The 25,942-nt window shown below is 58.8% G+C and carries 17 protein-coding genes, 1 tRNA gene, 1 other RNA gene and 1 other annotated feature; of the genes, 7 read left to right on the top strand and 12 right to left on the bottom strand.

Annotated elements, in window-relative coordinates:
- The first annotated feature begins 72 nt into the window (after positions 1 to 72).
- Positions 73 to 3,156: a glycoside hydrolase family 2 TIM barrel-domain containing protein gene (locus J3351_RS02110; protein ID WP_207697013.1), complete on the top strand. Its 3,084-nt coding sequence runs from the start codon at positions 73 to 75 to the stop codon at positions 3,154 to 3,156.
- A 303-nt stretch (positions 3,157 to 3,459) separates the two neighbouring features.
- Here the strand turns inward: J3351_RS02110 and J3351_RS02105 are convergent.
- The 4 genes from J3351_RS02105 to J3351_RS02090 all read right to left on the bottom strand — a co-directional run bounded on the left by J3351_RS02105 (position 3,460) and on the right by J3351_RS02090 (position 9,412).
- Positions 3,460 to 3,537: transfer RNA gene (locus J3351_RS02105), tRNA-Pro, on the bottom strand.
- 138 nt (positions 3,538 to 3,675) lie between these two features.
- On the bottom strand, positions 3,676 to 6,558 hold the full coding sequence (gene uvrA / locus J3351_RS02100) for an excinuclease ABC subunit UvrA (RefSeq protein WP_207697012.1): 2,883 nt from the start codon (positions 6,556 to 6,558) through the stop codon (positions 3,676 to 3,678).
- A complete protein-coding gene (gene uvrB / locus J3351_RS02095; protein WP_005930935.1) occupies positions 6,545 to 8,602 on the bottom strand; it encodes an excinuclease ABC subunit UvrB in 2,058 nt (685 codons plus the stop codon). The genes uvrA and uvrB overlap by 14 nt, the downstream gene beginning before the upstream one ends.
- An 84-nt stretch (positions 8,603 to 8,686) precedes the next feature.
- Positions 8,687 to 9,412 carry a RadC family protein gene (locus J3351_RS02090; RefSeq protein WP_207697011.1) on the bottom strand — a complete coding sequence of 242 codons (726 nt, stop codon included), beginning with the start codon at positions 9,410 to 9,412 and terminating at the stop codon, positions 8,687 to 8,689.
- Between the two features lie 314 nt (positions 9,413 to 9,726).
- Here J3351_RS02090 and J3351_RS02085 point away from each other — a divergent pair, with 314 nt between their 5' ends.
- Together J3351_RS02085 and J3351_RS02080 are read left to right on the top strand one after the other, a co-directional pair.
- Entirely contained in the window at positions 9,727 to 10,737 is a 1,011-nt protein-coding gene (locus J3351_RS02085) for an RluA family pseudouridine synthase (RefSeq protein ID WP_097773615.1), read from the top strand.
- Positions 10,725 to 11,102, top strand: a complete 378-nt coding sequence (locus J3351_RS02080; protein WP_097773614.1) for a PAS domain-containing protein — start codon at positions 10,725 to 10,727, stop codon at positions 11,100 to 11,102. Before J3351_RS02085 ends, J3351_RS02080 begins: the two co-directional genes overlap by 13 nt.
- Before the next feature lie 150 nt (positions 11,103 to 11,252).
- On the opposite strand, the gene J3351_RS02075 is transcribed toward J3351_RS02080, so the two are convergent.
- From J3351_RS02075 to J3351_RS02060, 4 genes are all read right to left on the bottom strand, one after another.
- Positions 11,253 to 12,434, bottom strand: a complete 1,182-nt coding sequence (locus J3351_RS02075; RefSeq protein ID WP_097773613.1) for an FprA family A-type flavoprotein — start codon at positions 12,432 to 12,434, stop codon at positions 11,253 to 11,255.
- An 89-nt stretch (positions 12,435 to 12,523) separates the two neighbouring features.
- Positions 12,524 to 13,855 carry a DNA recombination protein RmuC gene (gene rmuC / locus J3351_RS02070; protein WP_097773612.1) on the bottom strand — a complete coding sequence of 444 codons (1,332 nt, stop codon included), beginning with the start codon at positions 13,853 to 13,855 and terminating at the stop codon, positions 12,524 to 12,526.
- A gap of 3 nt (positions 13,856 to 13,858) precedes the next feature.
- Positions 13,859 to 15,340, bottom strand: coding sequence for a transglutaminase-like domain-containing protein (locus J3351_RS02065; RefSeq protein WP_207697010.1), 1,482 nt, complete (start codon positions 15,338 to 15,340; stop codon positions 13,859 to 13,861).
- Positions 15,341 to 15,358: 18 nt separating this feature from the next.
- A complete protein-coding gene (locus tag J3351_RS02060) occupies positions 15,359 to 16,432 on the bottom strand; it encodes an alpha/beta hydrolase (protein WP_242699269.1) in 1,074 nt (357 codons plus the stop codon).
- 326 nt (positions 16,433 to 16,758) lie between these two features.
- Between J3351_RS02060 and J3351_RS02055 the strand changes: the two genes are divergently transcribed.
- The 3 genes from J3351_RS02055 (at position 16,759) to ssrA (ending at position 18,284) form a co-directional block, all read left to right on the top strand.
- A complete protein-coding gene (locus tag J3351_RS02055) occupies positions 16,759 to 17,277 on the top strand; it encodes a GNAT family N-acetyltransferase (RefSeq protein WP_098924772.1) in 519 nt (172 codons plus the stop codon).
- Between the two features lie 113 nt (positions 17,278 to 17,390).
- Positions 17,391 to 17,873, top strand: a complete 483-nt coding sequence (gene smpB / locus J3351_RS02050) for an SsrA-binding protein SmpB (protein ID WP_005930963.1) — start codon at positions 17,391 to 17,393, stop codon at positions 17,871 to 17,873.
- Between the two features lie 62 nt (positions 17,874 to 17,935).
- Positions 17,936 to 18,284: a transfer-messenger RNA gene (ssrA, locus tag J3351_RS02045) on the top strand.
- A 64-nt stretch (positions 18,285 to 18,348) separates the two neighbouring features.
- Here ssrA and J3351_RS02040 read toward each other — a convergent pair.
- Genes J3351_RS02040 through pheS form a run of 3 tightly spaced genes read right to left on the bottom strand, consistent with a single transcriptional unit; the run spans position 18,349 to position 22,305 of the window.
- Entirely contained in the window at positions 18,349 to 18,849 is a 501-nt protein-coding gene (locus J3351_RS02040; RefSeq protein WP_207697009.1) for a methylated-DNA--[protein]-cysteine S-methyltransferase, read from the bottom strand.
- A gap of 3 nt (positions 18,850 to 18,852) precedes the next feature.
- Positions 18,853 to 21,264 carry a phenylalanine--tRNA ligase subunit beta gene (gene pheT / locus J3351_RS02035; protein WP_207697008.1) on the bottom strand — a complete coding sequence of 804 codons (2,412 nt, stop codon included), beginning with the start codon at positions 21,262 to 21,264 and terminating at the stop codon, positions 18,853 to 18,855.
- 18 nt (positions 21,265 to 21,282) lie between these two features.
- A complete protein-coding gene (gene pheS, locus J3351_RS02030) occupies positions 21,283 to 22,305 on the bottom strand; it encodes a phenylalanine--tRNA ligase subunit alpha (protein ID WP_005930972.1) in 1,023 nt (340 codons plus the stop codon).
- Positions 22,306 to 22,390: 85 nt separating this feature from the next.
- Positions 22,391 to 22,632, bottom strand: a binding site (T-box leader).
- Between the two features lie 593 nt (positions 22,633 to 23,225).
- Here pheS and J3351_RS02025 point away from each other — a divergent pair.
- The gene (locus tag J3351_RS02025; RefSeq protein WP_207697007.1) at positions 23,226 to 24,437 is read left to right on the top strand and encodes an MFS transporter; all 1,212 of its coding nucleotides are present in this window, start codon (positions 23,226 to 23,228) and stop codon (positions 24,435 to 24,437) included.
- 54 nt (positions 24,438 to 24,491) lie between these two features.
- Here the strand turns inward: J3351_RS02025 and J3351_RS02020 are convergent, their stop codons facing one another.
- Positions 24,492 to 25,934 (bottom strand): TrkH family potassium uptake protein, encoded by a 1,443-nt coding sequence (locus J3351_RS02020; RefSeq protein ID WP_207697006.1) that lies wholly within the window; start codon positions 25,932 to 25,934, stop codon positions 24,492 to 24,494.
- Positions 25,935 to 25,942: the final 8 nt, after the last annotated feature.

Genomic DNA, 25,942 nt, shown 5'->3' with positions numbered 1-25,942 from the left:
AGGAATCCAGCGATTCCTCCGGGGAGGCTGGAGAAATATTATAAAATTATAAAAGGTAAATGAGGAAATACTATGGCTGCATTTGATTTTGCAAAAGTAAAAGACCCCACCTTTTTCAAGGAAAACGTGCTGAATGCTCATGCAAGTTTCCGTACTTACGCTTCCCGCGAAGAATATCTGGCAGGAGAATCTTCGCTTGCGCTGAAGCTGGACGGTATCTGGAAATTCGCCTACGCAAAGAACTACACCAGTGTCATCCCCGGCTTTGAAAAGACAGATTACGATTGCAGCGGCTGGGATGACATTCATGTTCCGGCACACATCCAGATGGAGGGCTACGACATTCCCCAGTACGCGAATGTTCAGTATCCGTGGGATGGCCGTGAAGAAGTACAGCCGGGCGAGATCCCGCAGCGGTTCAATCCGGTGGCAAGCTATGTAAAATACTTCGAGCTGCCGGAATCCATGCAGGGCAAGCCCGTCCACATCGAGTTCGAGGGTGTGGAAAGCGGCATGGCTCTTTGGCTGAACGGGTCTTATGTGGGTTACACCGAGGACAGCTTCTCCGCACACGCATTCGATCTGACTCCCTATCTCCAGCCGGGCGTGAACAAACTTGCTGTGCAGGTGTTCAAGTGGACTTCCTCCAGTTGGTGCGAAGATCAGGACTTCTTCCGCTTCTCCGGCATCTTCCGCAGTGTGTGGCTGTACGCCATCCCCACCGTGCATCTGGAAGATCTATCCGTCAAAACGCTGTTTGCCGGGGATGATTTTACTCATTCCACGCTGGAAGTTGCATTGCAGGTGGAGGGTAAGGGAGCAGCCCGTCTGACCCTGCGCCGCAGTGAACTGGAAGTGTTCTCCGAAAAAATCGCACTGAACGGCGGCTCTGCTCTGTTCAGCCATGCGGTGGAGAACCCCCACCTGTGGAGTGCAGAGGACCCGGCTCTGTATGAACTGGAAATCGAGCTGCTGGACAATGCAGGCCATCTGGTAGAGGTGACCGGGCAGAAAGTCGGTTTCCGCAAGTTCGAGTTGAAGAACAATCGGATGCTGCTCAACGGCAAGCGCATCGTGTTCAAGGGTGCCAACCGTCATGAGTTCAGCTCCATTACGGGTCGTGCTGTGGGCGTACACACCCATGAGGAACTGCTTCGGGATATCATCACCATGAAGCAGAACAACATCAATGCCATCCGTACCAGCCATTACCAGAATCAGGATGCACTGTACGACCTGTGCGACGAGTATGGTCTGTATCTGATCGCAGAGAACAATCTGGAATCCCATGGCACATGGGACATCCATCAGGCGGGCATTCGCGGCATCGAGGGCGTTTTGCCCAATGATAAGCCGGAGTGGAAAGCTGTCTTGTTTGACCGCATGAATTTCACTTACCAGCGTGATAAAAACCATCCTGCTGTTCTGATCTGGTCTCTGGGCAACGAATCGTTTGGCGGTGAGACCCTGCTCCAAATGGCAGAGATGGTCCGCCGCTTTGATGACACCCGTCTGGTGCATTACGAAGGTGTGGTCAATGATCCCCGCTTCCTCGAAACCACCGATATCGAGAGCCATATGTACAGCACGGTCAAGGACATTAAAGAGTATCTGGCACAGGGCGATAAGCGGCCTTATATCGAGTGCGAATATTCTCATGCTATGGGCAACTCCAACGGTGCTTTGCACAAGTACACGGAACTTGCCGACCAGAAGGACTGCGGCTATCAGGGCGGCTTCATCTGGGATTACATCGACCAGTCCATCTGGAAAAAAGACCGCTACGGCAAGTGGTTCCAAGCCTACGGCGGCGACTTCGGTGAGCGTCCTACCGACTATAATTTCAGCGGGAACGGCATTGCCTACGGTGGTGATCGTGCTCCTTCTCCCAAGATGCAGGAGGTCAAGTTCTGCTATCAGAACATCGCCGTTTCCATCGACAACTCTGGCTTTGAAGTCTGGAATAAGAACCTGTTCACCTCTACGGATGCTTTCGACTGCGTTGCTCTGCTGCATCGTGATGGAAAGCTGTATCAGCAACAGGAACTGACCAATATTGATGTTGCTCCCGAAGAGCGTTCCAGCTTCCCGCTGCCGTTTATGGTTCCTGCGCTCCCCGGTGAATATGCAGTGACCATCAGCTTCCGTTTGAAGGAGGACACCAGCTGGGCAAAGAAAGGCCATGAAGTCGCCTTTGGACAGGGTGTGATCGCTGTGGTCCGTTCCATTCCCAGCAAGAAGGTCACGCCGTTTACCGTTACGCACGGTACACACAACATCGGTGTCCGGGGTGAGAATTTCGATGTTTTGTTCTCCGATCTGAACGGCGGTCTGACTTCCTACCGCTATGCCGGCAAGGAGATGATTCAGGAGATTCCCCGTCCCAACTTCTGGCGCGCTCCCACCGACAACGACTGCGGCAACAACATGGGCGGCGTTCGCGGTCAGTGGAAGCTGGCAAGCCTGTACGCTACTGCCAAGGGCATCGGCAAGGAGATCCCGTCTGTTCATGGCGGAACCATCCTCCAGAACCCCACCTGCGAGGTGGAAGCCGACAGCGTGGTCGTGACCTATCTCTATAACCTCCAGACCAACCCCGCAGCAGAGTGCAGCCTGCAGTACCGTGTGTTCGGTGATGGCCGCATCCAGACCACCCTGCACTATGACCCGGTGGAAGGACTTGCAGCAATGCCGGAGTTCGGCGTACTGTTCAAGATCGACGCTGACTACGACACGGTGGAGTGGTACGGAAACGGCCCTGCGGAGACCTACTGGGATCGTCAGCATGGTGCCAAGCTGGGCATTTACCAGAACAAAGTCGCAGACAACATGGCACAGTACCTTGTGCCGCAGGAGTGCGGTGCAAAGACCGCTGTGCGCTGGGCAAAGGTAGTGGACCGCAAGGGTCGCGGGCTGCTGTTTACCGCAGATGCCGCAAAGCCCATGTTCTTCTCTGCGCTGCCCTACACTCCCCATGAAATGGAGAGTGCCAAGCATCCCTACGAGCTGCCCCCGGTCCATTACACGGTGATTCGTGCCATGGGTGAGCAGATGGGCGTTGGCGGCGATGACAGCTGGGGTGCCAATGTCCACCCGGAGTATATTCCTGATGTGACCAAGCCTGTGGAGTTCACCTTTACGTTCCGTGGCATCTGACCCTCGTTATTAAGACACCTTCGCGTTGAGATAAGGACATCCCTGCATGAGATTTCTATCAAAAGTGAGGGTGTCTTTTTTGGCATTCCAAAATCTCAATTCCTGACGCCACTATTTATAAGCAGTGCTTTGCTCTATATAAGCAGCGTTGCTATGTCAAAATAACCGTATTCAGTTTTTGTTCAGAGCATTTCTTTGAATGGTTCTCCAAACTTTCTTTATGGCATTGTGGTCAAAATCAAATTGAGGCCAGCCTATAAACAAAAAAATCCAACGATTTCTAACGTGAAATCGTTGGATTTATGGTCCGAGTGGCGAGAATCGAACTCACGGCCTCTTGAACCCCATTCAAGCGCGCTACCAAAACTGCGCTACACCCGGATATCGTCCTCTGCCTCCCTACCGAAGCATTGGCGACAAAAGATATTATACGCATCTTTCCGGGTTTTGTCAACACTTTTCTGCATCTTTTTCTGATTTTTTCAAGAAAAGTATGATTTTCGTCGTATGAGCGCCGCTTTACTTTTTTGCTTTTGCACCAATTTCCGCTTCCGCGGCCCGCAGCTGTCTGTCCTTTTCCAGCAGGGGCTTGAGGTACTGGCCGGTAAAGCTGCCGGGCACCTCGGCCACCTGCTCGGGCGTACCCTCGGCAATCACCAGGCCGCCGGCGCTGCCGCCTTCAGGGCCAAGGTCAATGATGTGGTCCGCACACTTGATGAGATCCAGGTTGTGCTCAATGACAATGACCGTGTTGCCCGCATCCACCAGCTTCTGCAGCACCTCGATCAGGCGATGCACGTCCGCAATGTGCAGGCCTGTGGTAGGCTCATCCAGAATATACACCGTCTTGCCGGTGCTGCGTCGGGCTAGCTCATTGGCCAGTTTGACACGCTGGGCTTCGCCGCCGGACAGGGTGGTGGCGCTCTGACCCAGGGTCACATAGCCAAGGCCCACATCCATCAGGGTCTGCAGCTTACGGGCAATCTTGGGCTGGTTGGCAAAGAACACCACCGCCTCCTCCACGGTCATGTTCAGCACGTCGGAGATGGTCTTTTCCTTATACTTTACCTCCAGCGTCTCGCGGTTATAGCGCGCGCCCTTGCATACCTCGCAGGGCACATAGACATCCGGCAGGAAGTGCATCTCGATCTGCAGGATGCCGTTGCCCTCACAAGCCTCACAGCGGCCACCCTTGACGTTGAAGCTGAACCGGCCCGGGCCATAGCCGCGCATCTTTGCATCCTGGGTCTCGGCAAAGACGGCGCGGATATCGTTGAACACACCGGTATAGGTGGCTGGGTTGGAGCGGGGCGTGCGGCCGATGGGCTGCTGGTCGATGCCAATGACCTTATCCACGAACTCAAGACCCTCCACCCCGTCGCACTTGCCCGCACGGCTGCGGGCACCGTTCAGCTCACAGGCCAGCGTCTTGTACAGGATCTCATTGATCAGGCTGGACTTGCCGGAACCGGAAATGCCGGTCACACAGACGAACTCCCCCAGCGGGAACCGGACATCAATGTTGCGCAGGTTGTTTTCCCGGGCACCTTTCACGGTCAGGAAGTTTCCATTGCCGGTGCGGCGGGTCTGGGGCACAGCAATGCGCTTGCGGCCGGAAAGGTAATCGCCGGTGATGCTTCGCTTGGCCTTACAGATATCCTTCACGGAGCCCGCCGCCACGATCTCGCCGCCGTGAACGCCCGCGCCGGGGCCCACATCCACGATATAGTCCGCGCTGCGCATGGTATCCTCGTCGTGCTCAACCACGATGACGGTATTACCGAGGTCCCGCAGGTTCTTCAGGGTCGCAATGAGCTTATCGTTGTCACGCTGGTGCAGGCCAATGCTGGGCTCGTCCAGCACATAGAGCACGCCGGACAGCGCACTGCCAATCTGGGTGGTGAGGCGGATGCGCTGGCTCTCGCCGCCGGACAGGGTGCCAGCCGCTCGGGCCAGGGTCAGGTAATCCAGACCCACGCTCTGCAAAAACTGCAGGCGGTTCCGGATCTCCTTCATGATCTGACCGCCGATCTGCCTCTGCTTCTCGGTCAGGTTCGGCTCATTTTCGGCAAAAAATTTCAGCTCATCCCGGATGGACATTTCGCAGAACTCGCTGATGTTCTTATCCCCAACGGTCACTGCCAGCACCACCGGCTTCAGGCGCTTGCCGTGGCAGTCCGGGCACTCCACGCCGGACATGAAGCTGCCGATCTCTTCCTTCATCCACTCGCTGTTGGTCTCCCGGAAGCGGCGCTCCAGGTTCTCCACGATGCCCTCAAACGTATTATAGTAGACACCGCTGCCGAACTCGTTGGTTCGGTGCATCTCGATCTTTTCGCCGTTGGTGCCGTAGAGCAGGGCGTTCACCGCCTCGGTGCTCATATCCTTGATGGGCGTGTCCAGCGTAAAGCCGTATTTTTTACCCAGACCAAGGTAGTACATTTCGCTGACAGATCCCTCGGCGTAGTACCAGCCGCTGGCCTTGATGGCCCCCTGCCGGATGGACAGGTTCTTATTGGGCAGGATGCGCTCCTCGTCCACCCGCATGAACGTACCAAGGCCCGTGCACTTCTCACAGGCACCCTGCGGGTTGTTGAAGGAGAAGAGCCGGGGCGACAGGTCCCCGATGGAGATGCCGTGCTCCGGGCAGGCAAAGTTCTGGCTGAAGGTCATGCACTCCCCACCGATGACATCGATCTCGGCGATGCCTCCGGTCAGAGCCAGCGCAGTTTCCAGCGAATCCGCCAGACGGCCCCGGATGCCCTTGCGCATGGCAAGGCGGTCCACCACGATCTCCACCGTGTGCTTGATGTTCTTTTCCAGCGTGATCTCTTCGTCCAAGTCATACAGATTGCCGTCGATCCTCACACGGGAGTAGCCGCCCCGCCGGGCGGCATCCAGCTCCTTCTGCTGCGTGCCCTTGCGCTGGCGTACCACAGGAGCCAGCACCTGGAATTTGGTGCCGTCCTCCAGCTTGAGCACGGCATCCACCATCTCATCCACGGTCTGCTGGCTGATGACACGGCCGCACACCGGGCAGTGGGGCACGCCCACCCGGGCATACAGCAGGCGCAGGTAATCATAGATCTCGGTCACGGTGCCCACGGTAGAGCGGGGGTTGTGGCTGGTGGTCTTCTGGTCAATGGAAATGGCCGGCGACAGGCCGGTGATCTCATCCACATCGGGCTTGTCCATCCGGCCCAGAAACATCCGGGCGTAGCTGGAAAGGCTCTCCACATAGCGGCGCTGGCCATCGGCATAAATGGTATCGAAGGCAAGGCTCGACTTGCCGGAACCGGACAGGCCGGTCATAACAATGAATTTTTCGCGCGGGAGGGTCAGATCAATATTCTTCAGGTTGTGCTCCCGTGCGCCTTTGATGACGATCTTATCGTTTGCCAAGGTACTTTCTCCCTCTTCTCTGTGTCTGTGCATGGTTCTGCCTGCGCTCGGTCTCGGCATCCGAGTCCACAGTGGGGTTCTCGCCCCGGCGCAGGCGGTCGATCTGGTCACGCAGGAAGGCCGCATGCTCAAATTCCAGCAGCTTGGCAGCCTCCTTCATCTCCCGGGTCAGGCGCTCGATGGCAGCTTCCCGCTCCAGTTTGCCCATGCGGCGGGTATTCCGCTTTGCGTTCTCCGCCTTATCGCTGATCTCAATGCTGTCCGCAATGGCCTTGACGATGGTCTTAGGCACGATGCCGTGTTCTTCATTGTAGGCCATCTGGATGGCACGGCGGCGCTCGGTCTCGGTGATGGCGCGTTCCATGCTGTCCGTCACCTCATCGGCGTACATGATGACCAGACCCTCGGCGTTGCGGGCCGCGCGGCCAATGGTCTGGATGAGGCTGGTCTCACTGCGCAGAAAGCCTTCCTTGTCGGCATCCAGGATCGCCACAAGGCTGACCTCCGGCAGATCCAGGCCCTCACGCAGGAGGTTGATGCCCACCACCACATCGATGGAGCCCAGGCGCAGATCTTTGATGATCTCCATCCGTTCAAAGGTATCTACCTCGTGGTGCATATATTTGACCTTGATGCCCTGCTCGGTCAAGAAGTCGGTCAGGTCCTCGGCCATCTTCTTGGTCAGGGTGGTCACAAGAACACGCTCGTTCTTCGCCGTGCGGGCGTTGATCTCGCCCAGCAGGTCAGTCACCTGCCCCTCCACAGGCCGCACCGAGATCAGCGGGTCCAGCAGGCCGGTGGGCCGGATGACCTGCTGCGCGATCCGGGTGCTGTTCCGGCGCTCGTACTCGCCCGGCGTGGCCGAGACGAACACCATCTGGTTCAGTTTGCTTTCCACCTCCTCAAACTTGAGGGGACGGTTGTCAAAGGCCGACGGCAGACGGAAGCCGTATTCCACCAGCGTCTTTTTGCGGGCGTAGTCGCCGCCGTACATAGCACGCACCTGCGGCAGGGTCACATGGCTCTCATCCACAAAAAGCAGAAAATCCTCCGGGAAATAATCCAGCAGGGTGGTGGGCATACTGCCCGGCGCACGGCCCGACAGCACCGCCGAGTAGTTCTCGATGCCCTTGCAGATCCCCACCTCGGTCAGCATCTCGATGTCGTAGTTCGTTCGCTGCTGGATGCGCTGGGCCTCGATGAGCTTGCCCTCGGCGGTAAACTTCTTCACCTGCTCGTCACACTCGGCGCGGATCTTTTCAATGGCCGCTGCCTTTTTATCGGCGCTGACGATGTAGTGGCTGGCCGGGAAGATGGCCACATGCTTCACCACGTTCTGCCGGGTGCCGGTAACGGGGTTGAACTCCGTGATGCGGTCGATCTCATCCCCAAAGAATTCCACCCGGATGGCAAGGTCGCTCATGTAGGCCAGATAGATATCCACCGTGTCGCCGTGAACGCGGAACTTATTGCGGATAAAATTGATGTCGTTCCGCTCATATTGCAGGGTGACCAGCTTTTTGCACAGGTCATCCCGCTCCATCTGCATCCCGGGCCGCAGGCTGATGACCATGCTGCGGTAATCGATGGGGTCGCCCAGAGAGTAGATACAGGACACCGATGCCACAATGATGACATCCCGCCGCTCCGAAAGCGCCGCCGTGGCCGAATGGCGCAGGCGGTCGATCTCATCGTTGATGGCGCTGTCCTTTTCAATGTAGGTATCGGTACTGGGGATGTAGGCTTCGGGCTGGTAGTAATCGTAGTAGGAAACAAAATACTCCACCGCATTGTCCGGGAAGAACGAGCGGAACTCGGTGCAGAGCTGGGCCGCCAGCGTCTTATTATGGGCCAGCACCAGCGTGGGGCGGTTGCACCGGGCGATCACGTTGGCCATGGTAAAGGTCTTGCCGCTGCCGGTCACACCCAGCAGGGTCTGGCAGCGGTCGCCCCGCTCAACGCCCTCTACCAGCTGCTCAATGGCCTGGGGCTGGTCACCCGTGGGGGCATAGTTGGAGACGAGATGGAACTGTTCATCGGCCATGTCTCGGTTCTCCTTTCTGTTCTCAGATAGAACTACAAATAGTTGTACTTTTCATGTTGATTATAACACAATTATTTTATAATATCAATACGGCCTGAGCATCTCCCCGGTCTGGAAATCGTAGTACGGCAGGCGGTTGGCCTCCCGCATGGAGAAATATTCGCTCTCAGTCAGGATGATGTGATCCCGCAGATGCACCTTGACCAGCCCCAGTGCCCGGACGATATTCTCGGTGGCCATCAGATCCTCCCGCGAGGGCAGGGCCACGCCGTTGGGGTGGTTATGGCAGAGCACCACACTGTCGGTACCGCCCTTGAGGGCTGCCGCCACCACATCCTTGATCTCCAGACTCACCCGGTCGCTGGTGCCGTCCCGCAGCCAGAACAGCCCCTTGATGCGGCTGCGGCCATCCAGCGCAGTCAGCAGGGCGCGTTCCTGCACAGTCCCGGCAAACTGTGCCATCAGGTATTCGACCAGCTGGTCGGTGGTCTTCATGCACTTTTTGCCGTTGACCGCACACTGGGTATAGTATCTGCCGACCTGCGGCAAAAGATGCAGCATCCGGGCGGTAGAGGGGCCTACGCCCTCCACCGTCAGCAGATCCTCCTCGGAAGCATCCAGCACCCCGGCAAAGTCTCCGAACCGGTCCATGAGGACATGGGCAAGGCCGTTGGTGTCCTTGCGGGTGTTGGTGATATAAAGGACATATTCCAGCGCTTCGTGGGGTTCCAGACTTTCCAGTCCGTACTGCTCTACCCGGGCGCGCATCCGCTGACGGTGCCCCTTATGCTGGCTGCTTTCCTTCGCCATGGTCATTCTCCTTTTGCGTTATTACTCTAATAGTACCGTTTTTTCAGCAAAACACAAGGAGGCACAGGAAATATTCTGCGTTGACTTCAAAGAAAGGGTGGTTTATTATAGAGAAAAGGCTTTTTTATGAATCAATATGCCCTCTCAGTCAAAGCCTGCGGCTTTGCCAGCTCTCCCAAAGGGAGAGCCCCTTGTGGCTCTCGGTCAGCATGTACTGAACCCGGGAGATGCATTGCCTCTCCCTTTGGGAGAGGTGGATTTGCGAAGCAAAGACGGAGAGGGCTTGTCTTTCATCCAACAAAAGGAACGATCTTATGAAACAATTTACTGCCACCGCAAACGACGAGGGCGTGCGGCTTTCCCGCTTTGTCCAGAGCGTGACGCGCGATCTCCCCACCAGCCTGCTGTACAAGAGCTTCCGCAATAAGCGGGTCAAGGTCAACGGCAAAAAAGGCGCCCCCGAGGATCGGCTCAAGGCGGGCGACCTCATTGAGCTGTACATCAACGATGAATTCTTCCCGCCCGAGGGCGCAAAGCCTGCAGCCCGCAAGCCTGCCCCCAAAAAGCAGCAGAACCAGCCCAAGGTGACCGTCATCTATGAGGACGAGAACATTGCCGTGCTGTACAAGCCCACCCACCTGCTCTGCCACAGCGACCGCACCGGCGATGCCAACCTTGTGGACGCATTCACCCAGTATCTGGCCCAGAAGGGCGAGTACGATGCGGGCGGCGAGAACCGCTTCAAGCCCGGCATCTGCAACCGGCTGGACCGCGGCACCGAGGGGCTGGTGATCGCGGCCAAGAGCTACGCCGCCCTGCGGGACATGAACGAGATCATCCGCACCGATCTGCTCAAAAAGGAATACTACACCATCACCGTGGGCATCCCCCAAAGCGGGCGGTTCACGGCCTGGTGGGAGCACGACGAAAAGAACAACAAGGTCAGCATCCATGCCCACCAATCTCAGGATGAGCGCCGCAAGCAGATCATCACCGATGTGGACGTGCTGCGCACCGCCGGGCCCTTTGCCCTGTGCAGGATTGGCCTGGTCACGGGCCGCACCCACCAGATCCGCGCGCATCTGGCCTACCTGGGCAAGCCGGTGTTGGGAGATATCAAATACGGCAACCGCAAGATGAACGAGCGCACCGGCACCCGGACGCAGGCTCTCTGCGCCGTCCGCATCAGCTTCCTGGATATCCCGGAGGAGAACACCCTGCACTACCTCACCGGCAAAGTCATCAAGCTGAAGGACCCCCAGATCCTCAAGCAGTTCGACGCACTGGATAAGAATAAAGAAGGAGCAACATCATGGCAGACCTGAACGCCTATTTCAAAAGCATCATCGACCAGGACCGCGAGGCCGTGGTTATCTGCGACCTGGATCACACCATCCTCTATATGAACCCTGCCGCCGTGGTGGATTACAAAAAATACGGCGGCGCTTCCCTGCTGGGCAAAAGCCTTCTGGCCTGCCACACCCCCCATTCGGTGGAAGCCATCCGCAAGGTGGTCGAGTGGTTCGCGGCGGATGCCAGCCACAACATCGTCTATACCTATCACAACGCAAAGCACGACCGCGACGTCTACATGGTAGCCCTGCGGGATGCAAGCGGCACCCTGATCGGCTACTACGAGAAGCATGATTCCCGAAAAGCTGAAACTATGAAGCAGTACGATTTGTTCTGACAAAGAAAGGCGAACTCCACACAAAAAAGACTTTGCCGCCTACCCCCGTGCGAAGATGCTACTCTGCTATACCTCCCGCATAAGCAAAACGAACGCCTGCCGGGCTTTTCTCACACGGCAGGCGTTCGTTCTTTTTATGGGGTCGATTCGTTACTTTGCCAGCAGCTCGTCAGCCAGCGCATCCATCTGTGCCTCAGCGGCGGCATTGGCGGCAGAGCGGATGGTCACAACGGCATCACAGACGGTGATGTTCTTCATGCCGTCCAGCTCAGCACGCATCAGCTTTGCAGCCATGGGGGCCCAGGTGCCGTTCTCCATCAGGCCAACGGTGCGGCCCTGGAAGTTCTTGGTCTTGAGGTGTGCCAGCAGATTCTCCATCGGCGGGAAGAGGAAGCCATCGTAGGTGGCACAGGCCAGCACGATCCGGCCGCAGCGGAAGGCCTCAGTGACGGCATAGGAGACATCGGTGCGGGTCAGATCCATCTCCACCACCTTGGCACCCTTGGCGCGCAGCTTCTCAGCCATGGTGTGGGCGGCGGCTCTGGTGTGGCCGTGGATGGAAGCGCTGGCCACCAGAATCTTCTCCGGCTCCTCGGCCTTGTAGCTGGACCACAGGTCATAGTAGTTCAGGTACTTGCTCAGATCGCCGGTCAGCACAGGGCCGTGCAGGGGGCAGATGGTGGCAATATCCAGCGCGGCGGCCTTTTTCAGCAGAGCCTGCACCTGCGGGCCGTACTTACCCACGATGTTCAGGTAGTAGCGGCGGGCCTCGCTGGCCCAGTCGGCGTTTTCATCAAACCTGGCCACTGCACCAAACCGGCCAAAGCCGTCTGCAGAGAAGAGCACCTTTTCACTGCTCTCATAGCTCACCATGACCTCGGGCCAGTGCACCATGGGGGCAAGCACAAAGGTCAGGGTGTGGGTGCCCAGGCTCAGGCTCTCGCCGTCCTTCACCACCACGCGGCGCTCCTTGGCAACGGCATCCGCCCCAAAGAACTGATCCATATACAGGAAGGTCTTGGCGTTGCCCACCACCTGCATTTCCGGGTAGAGGGCGGCCAGTCTGGCGATATTGGCACCGTGGTCGGGCTCCATGTGGCTGACCATCAGGTAATCCGGCTTGCGTCCGGCCAGTGCCTCGGTCAGGTTGGCAAGCCAGGGCTCCGTGGCACGGTTGTCCACCGTATCCAGAATGGCGGTCTTTTCGTCCAGAATGACATAGGAATTGTAGCTCACGCCGGTGGGCACCGGGTACTGGCTCTCGAACAGGTCAATGGTGGTATCGTCCACACCCACGCCCAGAATGGCTTCGCTGATCTTTTTCACGCTCATAGCAGACATCCTCTCTATCCATATTGCTGTGCCGGAAAAGCGGCAGTATAATACTAATAACGGTTCTTAGTATAGCACATTGTTAAAGATTATTCAAGCTCCTCCGGCAGTCTTGCTGCCACCGGCCGGCCGGGCTCGTTGTCCAGCTCCAGCAGGGCTGCTGCGCTGGCATCATCCAGGCTCTGGACACTGCGGAGCTTGCGGCTGATGGCCCGGCTGCGGACACCAATGAGGTTGTCCAGCTCTTCATCGGTCTGGCGCAGGCGCTGCTGCATCTTGGAGAGCCCCTGCCCGAACTTGTCGAACTCCGTCTTGACGGCACCCAGCAGCTGCCAGACCTCGCCGGAGCGCTTCTGGATGGCAAGGGTCTTGAAGCCCATCTGCAGGCTGTTGAGCAGAGCCGCCATGGTGCTGGGGCCTGCAATGTTCACCTGATAATCCCGCTGCAGCACCTCCAGCAGACCGGCGTTCACCACCTCGGCGTACAATCCTTCAAAAGGCAGGAAGAGGATGCCAAAGGTCGTGGTGTAGGGCGGCTCCACATACTTTTCCCGGATGTCCTTTGCCTCGCTCCGCAGCACCAGCTCCAGCGCATGGCGGGCATTCTCCACCGCCTGCGCATCGCCGGAGGCCTGGGCATCCTGCAAGTGCGCGTAGGTGTCGCCGGGGAATTTGGAGTCGATGGGGAGCCAGACCGTGCCGCCGTCCGTGCCCGGCATCTTGATGGCATATTCCACCCGCTGGGTGCTGCCCGGAATGGTGGCCACATTGGTCTCGTACTGCTCCGGGGCCAGGATCTCTTCCAGAATGGCCCCCAGCTGGATCTCTCCCAGAATGCCGCGGGTCTTAACGCCCGAGAGCACCTGCTTCAGCCCGCCCACATCGGCGGCAAGGTTCTGCATCTCGCCCAGCCCCTTGTACACCTGTTCCAGCTGGTCGTTCACAGCCTTGAAGCTCTCGGTCACCCGCTTCTGCAGGGCATCCTGCAGTTGCTCGTCCACGGTGTGGCGGATCTCATCCAGCTTTTTGGCGTTCTCGGCCTGCAGGGCGGTCATGTTTTCCGCAAGGGTCTTGCGCAGCTCTTCCAGCTTCTGGGTGTTGGCGGCCTCCAGACTCTGGAGCCGCTGGGTCAGGATCTGCTGCTGGCCGCTCTGGCCCTGTGCCAGTGTAGTGCTCATGCTCTGCACTGAGGTCTGCAGCGTCTCACTGACGCTGCGGATGGCGGTGTAATTCTGCTCCGCCATTGCCGCCTGTCTGGCCGCAAAGTCTTTTGCCTGTGCATCGAGCTGCTGCTGCATCCAGCGCTTAAGCTCCTCGTAGTCTCCCCCGTTCCGGGGCTTGTTCAGTTTCCAGAGCACCACTGCCAGCAGCAGGCAGATGGTGACCAGCAGCAGGGTGTACAATCCAGCTAAAAGTTCCATTGATTATAAGTCCTCGAAATCGACCAATTCTTTCCGGGTATCCAGCGCACCGCCATAAAGGCCCACGCCGTCCACCTCGCACTCGCCCGACTGGTTATCATAGGGGTCGGAGCGGAACCCGTACATCGGCGGGTCAAAGGGTGCCTCAAAGGCGCGGTTTGCCACCATGCGCCCGGTGTCCAGGCTGCCGAAGTAGTGGCGGCGCAGCTCTTCCTCGCCCTGCCGTGCCATGGAGGCACCAAACGAGCAGTCGGCATACATCCAGCCCTTGGGGGCAATGTAGAACATGGCCCAGTCGTGGCAGCCTACGCCGGTGGGCGACACCGACAGGCCGCTCTGCCAGCGGGCCGGAATGCCCACCAGACGGCAGAGAGTGATGAAGGTCAGGGCCATAATGCCGCAGTCACCGCGCCGGTTCCGTGCGCAGCGGTCGGGCAGGCATTCCTGCACAAAGTAGGCGGGCTGATAGTGATACCGCACGTTCAGGGTAACGTAATCATAGATGCGCTTTGCCTTTTCCGCCGGGTCGGTGATCCCTTCGGTCAGCTGTGCGGCCAGCGCCCGCAGGTAGGGTGTGAACACGATATGCGGGGCCTGCTCCTCGGTATCAAAGGTCGGCTGTTCCGGTGCAGGCACAAAGTCCAGCGGGTCAGCATAGACTGCCGTTGTCTTGTAACGGTACTGCACCCCGAAGCGGCGGTTTTCGGTCAGGTCAGCCTCCCAGCAGACGGTGCGCTGGGGAGCGTTTGCATCGGCGATGCGGCCCGGCTGCTCGGTAAAGCTCTGCAGCTCGATCTCGCTCTGGGCCAGGCATTCCGCCGGGATGGGCAGCCAGGCGCGGACGTGCACGCTCTCCCGGCCCTCTGCCTTTGCCTTGGCCAGAGCAGCGGCAAAGGCCTCATCCGACATCCCCACGCTGGTCTTCAGCGTGATGCGGGCACTGGCCTGCCCTTCCCGCTCCATCTGGTCATGGATGCGGTGGCGGCGCTCCCGGGCCAGCGCGGCCGGGGCGGGCGGGTCGAGCTGACGGGCGGCAAGGTCGGCGTGGGTGGCGATCAGCGTCTCGGCAAAGCGGTCAAGGTAGCGCTTCTCCCCTTCCACGAACCGCCAGTCCACCCGGCCATCATGCACCAGCTGGCGGAACTCCTCCACCGTGAAATCCCGCACCAGGCCCTGCATCCGGGCCACGGCCTGTGCCTCGTTCCAGCAGTATTCCTGCGGCAGGCGGCGCATGATCTCCTTCTGCACCAGCAGGGCATCCCGCAGTGCGTCCACGCCGTGGGGCACAGGGTTGGCGGGCTGCTCATACTCCGGCATTTCCAACCCCTGACTGCGGGGGCTGTTCTGGGTCTCCGTCCAGTCCTCGGCCAGATATTCATCGATCCGTGCCACGGCTTCTTTGTAATAGCCCGCAGCCTTCAGCCGCTCCACATCATCGGGCAGACCGACGTTCAGATGCACAAATGCTTCGTTCAGATCTTTCATCCTGTTTCATCCTTTCTCTCAGGCGCACTGCTCTTCCCAGAAAGCAGTGGCTTCCACCAGCCAGTTCTCGGCATCTGTTCCTGTGCCGATGCCGCAGACGTGAGGTGCATTGTTGAACACCCGGTAAACATGCTTGACGTGATTGGCCTGCAGGGCAGCTTCCAGCTGCGGTCCCTGCCGCCAGTAGACCAGCTCTTTCAGCAGCGTGTCGTTCACACCGTGCCAGTGGTAGGTGGCGGGGTAGTCCGGCGTGATCTCATCCGAAAGATTCCGGGTATAGTATTTGGGGCCGTACGCGCCGATATCCTGAATGACATGGTAGATGGGCTTGATGTAGGTCATATCGTTGATGGGGTAGCCCAGCAGCAGGGCGGCAGGCTTGGGCACATTGTAATGCTGATACCCCACCGATTCCGTGCCGAACAGACCCGTCAGGTGGCCGCCCATGGAATATCCCACGATGGCGTACTGCTCCGGCTGGATGCCAAACTCCGCAGCGTGTTCCTCAATGTACTGCATGGCCCGGCCGATGTCCTCCAGCGGAGCGTCATCGGAAGCATCCGTCCAGACGCGATACCGTAGAATAAAGGCGGCATAGCCCAGCTCATGCAGTTGCCAGGCCGTGCAGGCCCCCTCCTCCAGCTCGGCGCTCTCATTGGCACCGCTGCCAGCCAGGATCAGCGCAAACTTGGCATTTTCAGCCTTGGCCGGGAAATAGAACAGGCCGGTGTTGTTTTTGGTGCAGTCCGCCGCCTTTTCCGCATCCGTGTAGAACGAGTGGGTGACCTGAACGCCATTGTTGTAGTTCTCAATGACCAGATTCAGCCCCTTGGCACAGCCTTCGGCCACATACTCGTTGGTGTAGCCTTCCACAGTGGTCATCTCCCACAGGGCCTGACCCGGCGGGCAGTCCTTATCCTGCGAGTAGGTGTAGAAGCCGGAGTTCTTGATGCCCGGGTTGTTGCGCACTTCCTTCATGGTGGTCTGGGCCGTGATGTTGGGCTCTCCCTTTTCCATTACGGCACCGGCGGGCAGGGCCAGCAGTGCCAGCAGACACAGCACCATCGCGATGATTCGTTTTGCCTGTTTCATGTTCCGTTCCTTTCCCCCGGCACCGCCCTGATTGCATTTTCCCGTACAGAGGACTATAATATGAGACTGCACAGGCGACACCGGTTGGTTTTTGTTCTATTGTATCACACCCGCCGGTATTGTCAAAACAAATCTGTCCGCAAAATCCATGTGTTGTGATCTCCACGCTTCCGGGGGGCCGGGTATTCAGATTTCAGACACTCTGCCTAGCCTGAGGTGAACAGGTTTCCATTGTGATTTGCGGCAGATTCTGCTATACTGAAAAGAAATATTGCACACGCAATGAGGGGAAACCGGAGCATTGCGGCTCCGGTCAGGATAGGAATATGAGTGAGATCACAGTCCGGCCCATGATGCCGGAGGATTGGACTGCCGTGTCCAAAATATATCTGGAGGGCATCGCCACCGAGCACGCCACCTTCCAGACCAACTGCCCGCCCTACACCGCCTGGGACGCATCCCATACCCGGGAATGCCGCCTGGTGGTGCTGGACGATGGGGTCGTGGCCGGCTGGGCAGCCCTGCATCGGGTAGATCCCCGCTGGTGCTACCGCGGCGTGGCCGAGGTGAGCATCTATGTCGGGGAGAAATTCCGGGGCAAGGGGTTGGGCTATCACCTGCTCACGGCGCTCTGCCGCGAGGCCGAACAGGCCGGGTACTGGACGCTGCAGTCCACGGTGCTGCAGGACAACGCCCCCTCCCGGGGCCTGCACCTGAAATGCGGCTTCCGCGTGGTGGGCCGCCGGGAGCGCATTGCCCGGGACTGCCACGGCCGCTGGCTGGACACCTACCTGATGGAGCGGCGGTGTACAGCGGACGAACCGGTGGGCTATAAAAAGCTGTAAGGCGCTTTTTGCGGGAAAGATTTACAGTTTCTTCAAAAAGTGACCTTGAAAATCCACAAAAATATGATATACTAACGTAACGATACCAAAGCGATAGAAAGGAGGCGCGCGGAATGGCACCGACCAAAGAGCGTCCGGCAACCAAGACGATTGCCACAAACCGGGAAGCGCGCCACGAGTATTTCGTTCTGGAAGCGCTGGAGACCGGCGTTGAGCTGAAAGGCACCGAGGTCAAAAGCCTGCGTGCCGGCGGCGTGAACCTGAAAGACAGCTGGGTCGATATTGAGGACGGCGAGCTGCTGGTCAAGGGAATGCACATCACCCCCTATGACCACGGCAACATCTTCAATCAGGACCCCATGCGGGTGCGGCGGCTGCTGGCCCACAAGAACGAGATCCGGCGGCTGCACCAGCAGTGCAAGCTGCAGGGCTACACTCTTGTGCCGCTTTCGCTCTACTTCAAGCATGGCCGCGTCAAAATGGAGTTGGGCCTGTGCAAGGGCAAAAAGCTCTACGACAAGCGCGCAGATGCCGCCAAGCGTGATGCCAAGCGCTCCATCGACCGGGCCGTTAAATCCAACGGCGTTTACTATTGATTTCAGGCAACATTCCTGCCCGGAAACTTCAAAGCTTACCCACACCGCAAGGTGTGTTTTATGGGGGCGTAAAGGTTTCGACGGGGGGAGCGAGGCCTGGGCAGCGGGTAGCAGTGGGGGACCTGCTCTAAACTCCTCCAAAAAATTAACTGACAACAATAATTATCAGTTGCTCGCAGCCTGAGTGCTGCGCGTTCCGCCCACTCTTGTGTCGTGTGGGGCCGGGGCGTCCTTTAGACACAGCACCTGAACGGACCTAAGCTTTGCGGACCGGCAGGAACTCATGAAGCTACCAATGCGTTAGCCTGGCGACCGGCGTGACGCGGAGGGAATGTTGTTGATCGCCTGCACCCGGAGACACCTACGCTGAACTCTTTTCGGACATGGGTTCGACTCCCATCGCCTCCACCAAACAAGAAAAATCCGAACCTCTTCCCATCGGGAAAAGGTTCGGATTTTTCATTTGCTGCATTTCTTACAGCGTCATTTTCATTTCCAGTCTCAGCAGCGCGGCTTTTTTATCGATGCCGCCTGCATATCCGGTCAGGCTGCCGTTTGTTCCGACAACGCGGTGGCAGGGAATGATGATAGAGATCACATTGTGTCCGACAGCCCCGCCCACAGCCTGCGCAGACATCCGGGAAAGGCCGCGCTCTGCGGCAAGCTGCCTTGCCAGTGCCCCATAGGTCGTGGTCTGGCCGCAGGGGATGCGGCGCAGCAGCGCCCACACCTCCTGCTGAAAGGCAGAGCCAGCGGGATGGAGCGGCGGAGTAAAGTCCGGCTCCTGCCCGCCGAAATAAACATCCAGCCAGCGGCTGGCCTCGGAGAGCACAGCGGTCTCCTGCTCCTGGTGCACCGCATCCAGGGTGCGGGCAAAGTACTTCTGCCCCTCGAACCAGAGGCCGGTCAGGCCTGTGTCGTCAGCGGCCAGCAGGATGCCGCCCAGAGGAGACTCATAGTGCTGTGTAAAGATCACCGTTTACCGGATCTCAATGCCCAGCTTGAACTTCAGGTTGCCCAGCACCTTCTTGACGGTGCGCTCGACCTGCTCAGCGGAGATCTCTGCGCTGGGGTCAGACAGGGTCAGGGAGAAGGCCATGCTCTTCTTGCCCTCGCCCAGGTTTGCGCCGCGGTAGATATCGAACAGCTTGACCTCGGTGATGAGGGAGCTTGCCTTCTTGATGGTGTCCTCGATCTCGCCGCAGGTGACCTTTTCCTCGCAGACAAGGGCCAGGTCACGCTTGACGGCAGCGTAGGGGCTCAGCGGCTTATAGCGCAGCTCACCGTCCACACAGGACATCAGAGCCTCATAGTCCAGCTCACCCAGATAGATGTTCTGGCTGTCCTTCTGGTCCTTTGCGATCTCCAGCTCGCCGTTGATCTCATTGGAGAGCTTACCGAACACGCCCAGACGCTTGCCGTTGCAGTAGACAGCGGCGCTGATGCCGGGGTGGAGCCACGGGGTGGTCTCGCGCTCATAGGTGAAGGTCAGGTCAAAGCCTGCGGCCAGCGCCTCCATTGCACCCTTGACGGTGAAGAAGTCCTCCTCGGGGCCAAAGGCACCAATGCAGAGGGTCTGACGCTCATGGGGATGCTCGCTGATGGGCAGCTCCTTGGCCAGATAGACAGGAGCCATCTCGAACAGGCGGCCCTCAGCATTGCCCTTCTTGAGGTTGTCCACGATGACGTTCAGCATGGACGGGGTCAGCAGGGTGCGCATGATGGACAGGTTCTCGCTGATGGGGTTCAGGATGCGGATGGCCTTGCGGGCAGCATCCTCAGCGGGGATGTGCAGCATATCCAGCTCCGCGTTGGAGTAGAAGGCCAGGGTGGAGGCCTCATAGAAGCCCTGTGCAGCCAGCAGGCGCTTGGTCTTGAGCTGCTGCTTCTGCGCGTAGTTCAGGCCGCCGTTGGTGACAGAGGCGGTGTTCAGGAAGGTGGGGTTGATGTGGTCATAGCCGTACTCACGGATGACCTCCTCCGCCAGATCGGGGAAGCTCTCCACATCCTCACGGTAGAGAGGAGCAGACACATCCCAGCTGCCATCGGCCTGCACATCCACCGTAAACTCCAGGCGCTGCAGGATATCGATCATGGTCTGCTCGGGCACAGTGATGCCCAGCACACCGCAGATCTTGGCAGGGGTGGTCACGATGTGCTTGCGCTCCAGCGGGCGGCCATCGGTCAGGTCATACTCGAGGGTGGTGATATCGCCGCAGTCCAGCTCCTGGATCAGGTGCAGGGCACGAGCCAGGCCCAGCTCGGGAGAGTTGCGGTCCACACCCTTTTCATAGCGGGCAGAGGAATCACTGTTCTGGCCCAGGGCACGGCTGGTCTTGCGGACGCAGTCACGGGCGAAGGTGGCGCACTCGAATAGCAGGCTGGTGGTGTTCTCATCCATGCCGGAGTTGGCACCGCCCATGATGCCGGCCAGAGCCACAGGCTTCTCGGCATCACAGATGACCAGATTGTTGGGGTTCAGGGTGAACTCCTTTTCATCGAGGGTCACGATCTTCTCACCCTCGTGGGCACGGCGCACATCAATGGTGCGGCCGGCGACCTTGTTCAGGTCAAAGGCGTGCATGGGCTGGCCCATTTCCAGCAGGGTGTGGTTGGTGATATCCACCACATTGCTGATGGAGCGCAGGCCGCACAGGGCCAGATGGCGCTTCATCCAGCGGGGAGATTCGCCCATGCGGATGTTGCGGACGTAGTGCGCCATATAGCGGGGGCACAGGTCAGGGGCCTCCACCTGGACGTTGATGGGAGCATCCGGCTCGCAGACAGCCTTGTAATCCATGGCGGGCATGTGCAGGGGCTTGCCCAGAATGGCAGCGACCTCGCGGGCAATGCCCAGCACGGACTGGCAGTCCGGGCGGTTTGCGGTGATGGAGATATCGAAGATATAGTCATCCAGACCGACAACGGGTGCGATGTCGGTGCCGGGAACGGAATCCTCGGGCAGGATGAGCAGACCATAGACCTCAGAGCCCGGGAACAGGTCATCGTTCAGGCCCAGCTCCTCGCCGGAGCAGAGCATACCGTTGGACTCCACGCCCTGCATCTTGCGGGCCTTGATCTTGATGCCGCCGGGCAGGGTGGAGCCATCCAGAGCGGCGGGAACACAGTCGCCCAGCTTCATATTGGCGGCACCGGTGCTGATGCGGATGTCGTGACCGTAGTCACCGCAGTCCACCACACACTTGGTCAGGTGGGTGCCCTCCTGCTTTTCCATCTCCACAATCTTGCCAACGACCACCTTGCTGATGCCTGCATCCAGCGGGATCAGCTCTTCCACTTCAAAGCCGCAGGAGAACAGCTTCTCCTCCAGCTCCTGAGCGGTAACGTCGATATCAACGAATTCTTTTAACCAACTGAAAGGTACTTTCATTGTCTGTTCTCTCCCCTCTTATTCATGGAACTGCTTGAGGAACTGCAGGTTGTTCTCGAACATCAGGCCGATGTTGTTGATGCCGTACTTCAGCATGGCGATGCGCTCGATGCCAATGCCGAAGGCGAAGCCGGAATATTCATCCGGGTCAATGTTGCAGTTCTCCAGCACCTTGCGGTTGACAACACCGCCGCCCAGAACTTCGATCCAGCCGGTGTGCTTGCACAGGGGGCAGCCCTTGCCGCCGCACTCAAAGCAGCTGACATCGACCTCCACACTGGGCTCGGTGAAGGGGAAGTAAGAGGGACGCAGGCGGGTGCGGGTGTCCTTGCCGAACAGCTTCTGCACAAAAGTGTTCAGCGCGCCCTGCAGGTCGCCCAGGGTGATACCCTTATCCACGACCAGACCTTCCATCTGGTGGAACATGGGGCTGTGGGTGGCATCGGAATCGGAACGGAACACACGGCCGGGGATCAGCACCTTGATGGGCGGCTTCTGGCTGTCCATGGTGCGGATCTGGCCACCGGAGGTCTGGGTGCGGAGCAGGAACTCGTCGGACAGGTAGAAGGTATCCTGCATATCGCGGGCGGGGTGATCCTTGGGCACGTTCAGGCGGGTGAAGTTGTGGTCGTCGTCCTCGATCTCAGGTGCATCGGCCACGGCAAAGCCCATGCCGGAGAACACGTCGATGATCTGGTTGGTGACCAGCGTCAGGGGGTGCAGACCACCCACCGTGCGGGTCTTGGCGGGCAGGGTGATGTCCACGGTCTCAGCGGCGTTGCGGGCGGCCAGCTCGGCCTCCTTCACCTTGGCGGCGGCGGCATCGTAGTCTGCCTGCACCTTCTGCTTGAGCTCGTTGATGATCTTGCCCATGGCGGGGCGCTCTTCGGGCGCGACAGAGCGCAGATTCTTCATCAGCGCGGGGATCTTGCCGTTTTTGCTCAGATATTCCTGCCAGAACGAGGCCAGCGTCTCCTTGGAAGAGACCTGACCGAGGCTCTCTGCGGCCTGTTTGGCCAGCTCGTCGATCATTGCTTGCATGGAAATTCTCTCCTTCTCAGTTCGTGTTTTCAAAGCGGGGCAGCAAAAAAGGCCCCGTCCCCTGCCGGGCCATTTCTGGCCGGACAAAAGGGACGAAGCCTTTGCAAATCCAATGCTCCGCGGTACCACCCGGTTTCCGCCCTGCACAAAGAAGGGCGGCTCTCAAACGCCGTAACGGGGCGCGCCGTCCTGCCCTAATAGAAGCCGTTCGGGCAGGCCGCTCAGGAGCGAACTTCGGCACACACCCACGCGGAAGCCCTTTCAGCCGGTGAAGCTTCTCTCTTTGCTGTGGAACTGCATGCGTACTCTCTCCGTCGCTGCGTTTTCAAGATATTCAGGTTTCATAACCGGATATCATCTTACCACACTTTGGGCCTGTTTGCAAGCCGGGGCGGCACTTTTTCCCTGAATTTTACGGTTTTGCTTGTGTTTTGGCCGAAAGTATGGTATTGTAAGCGTAACGTTTTACTGAAAGGAGGGTACACCCAGATGGGTTGGAATGGCTGCATCTTTTTCAAAAAAGGTCAGATTTAATACGTTCCGGCTCGAAGTGTACCCTTTTATTGGAAACAAAACCTCTCAGTCTGCGCTTTGGCGCAGCCAGCTCCTCTCGTAGGGGAGCTAAATCGAGGAAACCTTTCAGCAAGACGTGGAGCATGATTTTCAGCGCCGCGCAGCTTTGCTGTTGGGCGCTTTTGTTTTGCCTGAACCCCTCAGACTCGCTTCGCTCGTCAGCTCCCCTAGTAGGGGAGCCTCTGGCGAAACCGGAAATTCTGCACGGATTGCCAAGGCCTCCACTATTAGGGGAGGTGGCAATGCGTCAGCATTGACGGAGGGGTTTGGTCACAGCAAACTTTCGTTAGCAAGGGTACACTTTCTATTTTGAAATTTCACAACGACAAATAGAAAGGGTGTTCCCCATGAACCATAAACGTAAGCTCAATTTGAAAAAGCAGCTTGCCTGCATTTACACTACCGATCTCTTCTCCGGCCTGCGCATCACGGATGCGGTATGGGTGGCGCTGCTGGCGGCCCGAGGCTTCTCCCTGTGGGAGATCGGCCTGGCCGAAAGCGTGTTCCATGTTGTCAGCCTGCTGTGTGAAGTGCCCAGCGGCATGGCGGCAGACCTGCTGGGCCGGAAAAAGACCCTCGTGTCCGGCGGCGTGTGCATGGTCCTGCAAAGCCTGCTGATGGCCTTTGCGTCAGACCTGTTCACCATCTGTTTTGCCATGGGGCTGAACGCGCTGGCCATGACCATGTTCTCCGGCACCTCCACGGCGCTGCTCTACGACAGCCTGAAGCAGGAAGGCTGCGAAGAAGAATACATTCAGGTCTCTGCCAACGGCTCTCAGATCTCCATGCTGGCCAACGCCATAGGCTCCATGGCCAGCATCCTGAACCAGTTTCTCGGCTACGTGGGCTTTTATCTGCTGAACGCCGCCTTTGAGGGTGCTTCCGCCCTTGCCAATATGCTGCTTGCGGAGCCCATCGTCACTGAATCACAGGCCAGCCGGGAAAAGCACCCGCTGCACGCTCTGCCCGAACAGTTCCGCCAGCTGGTGCGGGACAGCCTGCATGTCCTGCGCACCTGCCCAATGGCGGTGAAACTTATCGCATCCAGCGCCCTCATCAGCGTGCCCAGTTACCTGACCAAAATGTTTTTGCAGCAGCGGCTCGTTGAGCTGGGCTGGCCCACGGAGCTGCTCTTCCTTCCCCTGCTGCTGGGCGGTCTGGCCTGCGTGGCGGGCACCGAGATCGGCCGCCGGGTGAGCTGCCGCTCCATGCGGCAGCTCTACACGGCCTGTGCCCTGCTCTGCGGTGTGGGCACTCTGCTGGTGGGTACTGCGCCCGCCTGGGGCGGCATCCTGGGCATGATGCTGGTGCAGGGTGTGCTGGAGGTCTATCTGCTCCACGAGAGCCAGAAGCTGAACGATGCCATCCCCAGTGACCAGCGAGCCACCCTCATCAGCGTGGACGGCATGGCCTACAGCCTGCTGATGATCCCTGCAAGTCCTCTGGTGGGTGCCGTCGGCGATGCCTTCGGGCAGGCCGGTGCAGGCCTTGCCCTGCTGGGCGGGGTCATCGTGCTGAGCGGCGCGGCGCTCTTGGGGAAAAAGCCGCAGGAATTCTGATACAGCAAAAAGCGGATGCGTTCCGGTGGGAGCGCATCCGCTTTGTTATTTTGCTCAGAACCGCCGCCAGGTGTCCGGCATAAAGAACACCAGCATGGGGAAGATCTCCAGACGGCCCGCCAGCATGTCAAAAATCATAACCAGCTTGGCGGGATTGGAGTAGCTGCCAAAGTTCATCATGGGGCCCACCTGGGCAAGGCCCGGGCCGATGTTGTTCAACGTGGCGGCAATGGCGGTGAAGTTGGTCACCATGTCAAAGTCATCCAGACTGATGAGGAAGAAGGATGCCGCAAAGATGAAGATGTAGGCGGCCACATAGACATTGGTGGCGCGAATGGTCTCATGGTTGACCACCTTGCCGTCCATCCGGACGGGGGCAACCACCTGCGGGTGAAGGGCCTGCTTGAGCTCCTTGCCCACAGTCTTGCCCATCAGCAGGAGGCGGCTGACCTTCATGCCGCCGCCGGTGCTGCCCGCGCAGGCACCCACAAACATCAGCATGACAAGGATCTCCTTGGAGAGGGTGGGCCACAGGTCAAAATCACAGCTGGAAAAACCTGTGGTGGTAATAATGGAGCCCACCTGGAAGGCGGCGTGGCGCAGGGCCTCGCCCAAGCCGTTGTACATGCTGTAAATGTTGGCCGTGATGATGACCACAGCCACACCGATGATCACAAAGTAGGCGCGCACCTCCTCGCTGGCGGCAGCGCGGCGGAAGCGGCGCATCAGCAGCAGGAAATAGGCGTTGAAGTTCACGCCAAACAGGATCATAAAGATGGTCACGACCCACTGGACATAGGGCGACATGCTGGCAAAACTGTCATTGCGGAAGCCGAAGCCGCCGGTGCCCGCTGTACCAAAGGAGGTCAGCAGAGACTCAAACACCGGCATCCCGCCGAACAACAGGAACACGAACTCGATGACAGTCAGGCCAAAATAAATGCCATAGAGGATCTTTGCCGTGGACTGCACCTTGGGCACCAGCTTATCCACCTGGGGGCCGGGGCTTTCGGCTTTCATCAGGTTGACATGGGAGCCGCCGGTCAGGGGCAGCAGGGAGAGCAGGAACACCAGAACGCCCATGCCGCCGATCCAGTGGGTGAAGCTGCGCCAGAACAGGATGCCCCTGGGCAGGTCCTCCACAGCGGGCAGGATGCTGGCACCGGTGGTGGTGAAGCCGGAAACGGTCTCAAACATGGCATCCACCGGGTTGGGGATGCTGCCCGTAAGCACAAAGGGCACCGCGCCCACCACACTGATGAGCAGCCAGCAGAGCGCCGTGGTGGCAAAGCCCTCCCGCATATAGAAGATCTGGCTCTTGGGCTTGATGCGGTGGAGCAGAGCGCCCGCCACCGCAGAAAGTGCTGCCGTGAACAGGAACACGCCCAGCACCATCCACTCACCGTAGATCAGGCTGGCCATGGCAGGCAGCAGGAGCAGCGCGGCTTCGCAATAGAGGATGTAGCTCAGCAGCCGCAGAACGATCGCATAATTCATGCCGCGCC

Origin of the sequence: Faecalibacterium sp. Marseille-Q0746 (assembly GCF_017377595.1) — a bacterium.
In the GTDB taxonomy this organism is placed as follows: Bacteria; Bacillota; Clostridia; order Oscillospirales; family Ruminococcaceae; genus Faecalibacterium; species Faecalibacterium duncaniae.
Note: the sequence above shows the minus strand (reverse complement) of the source record. Positions and strands in the feature narration are given on the sequence as shown.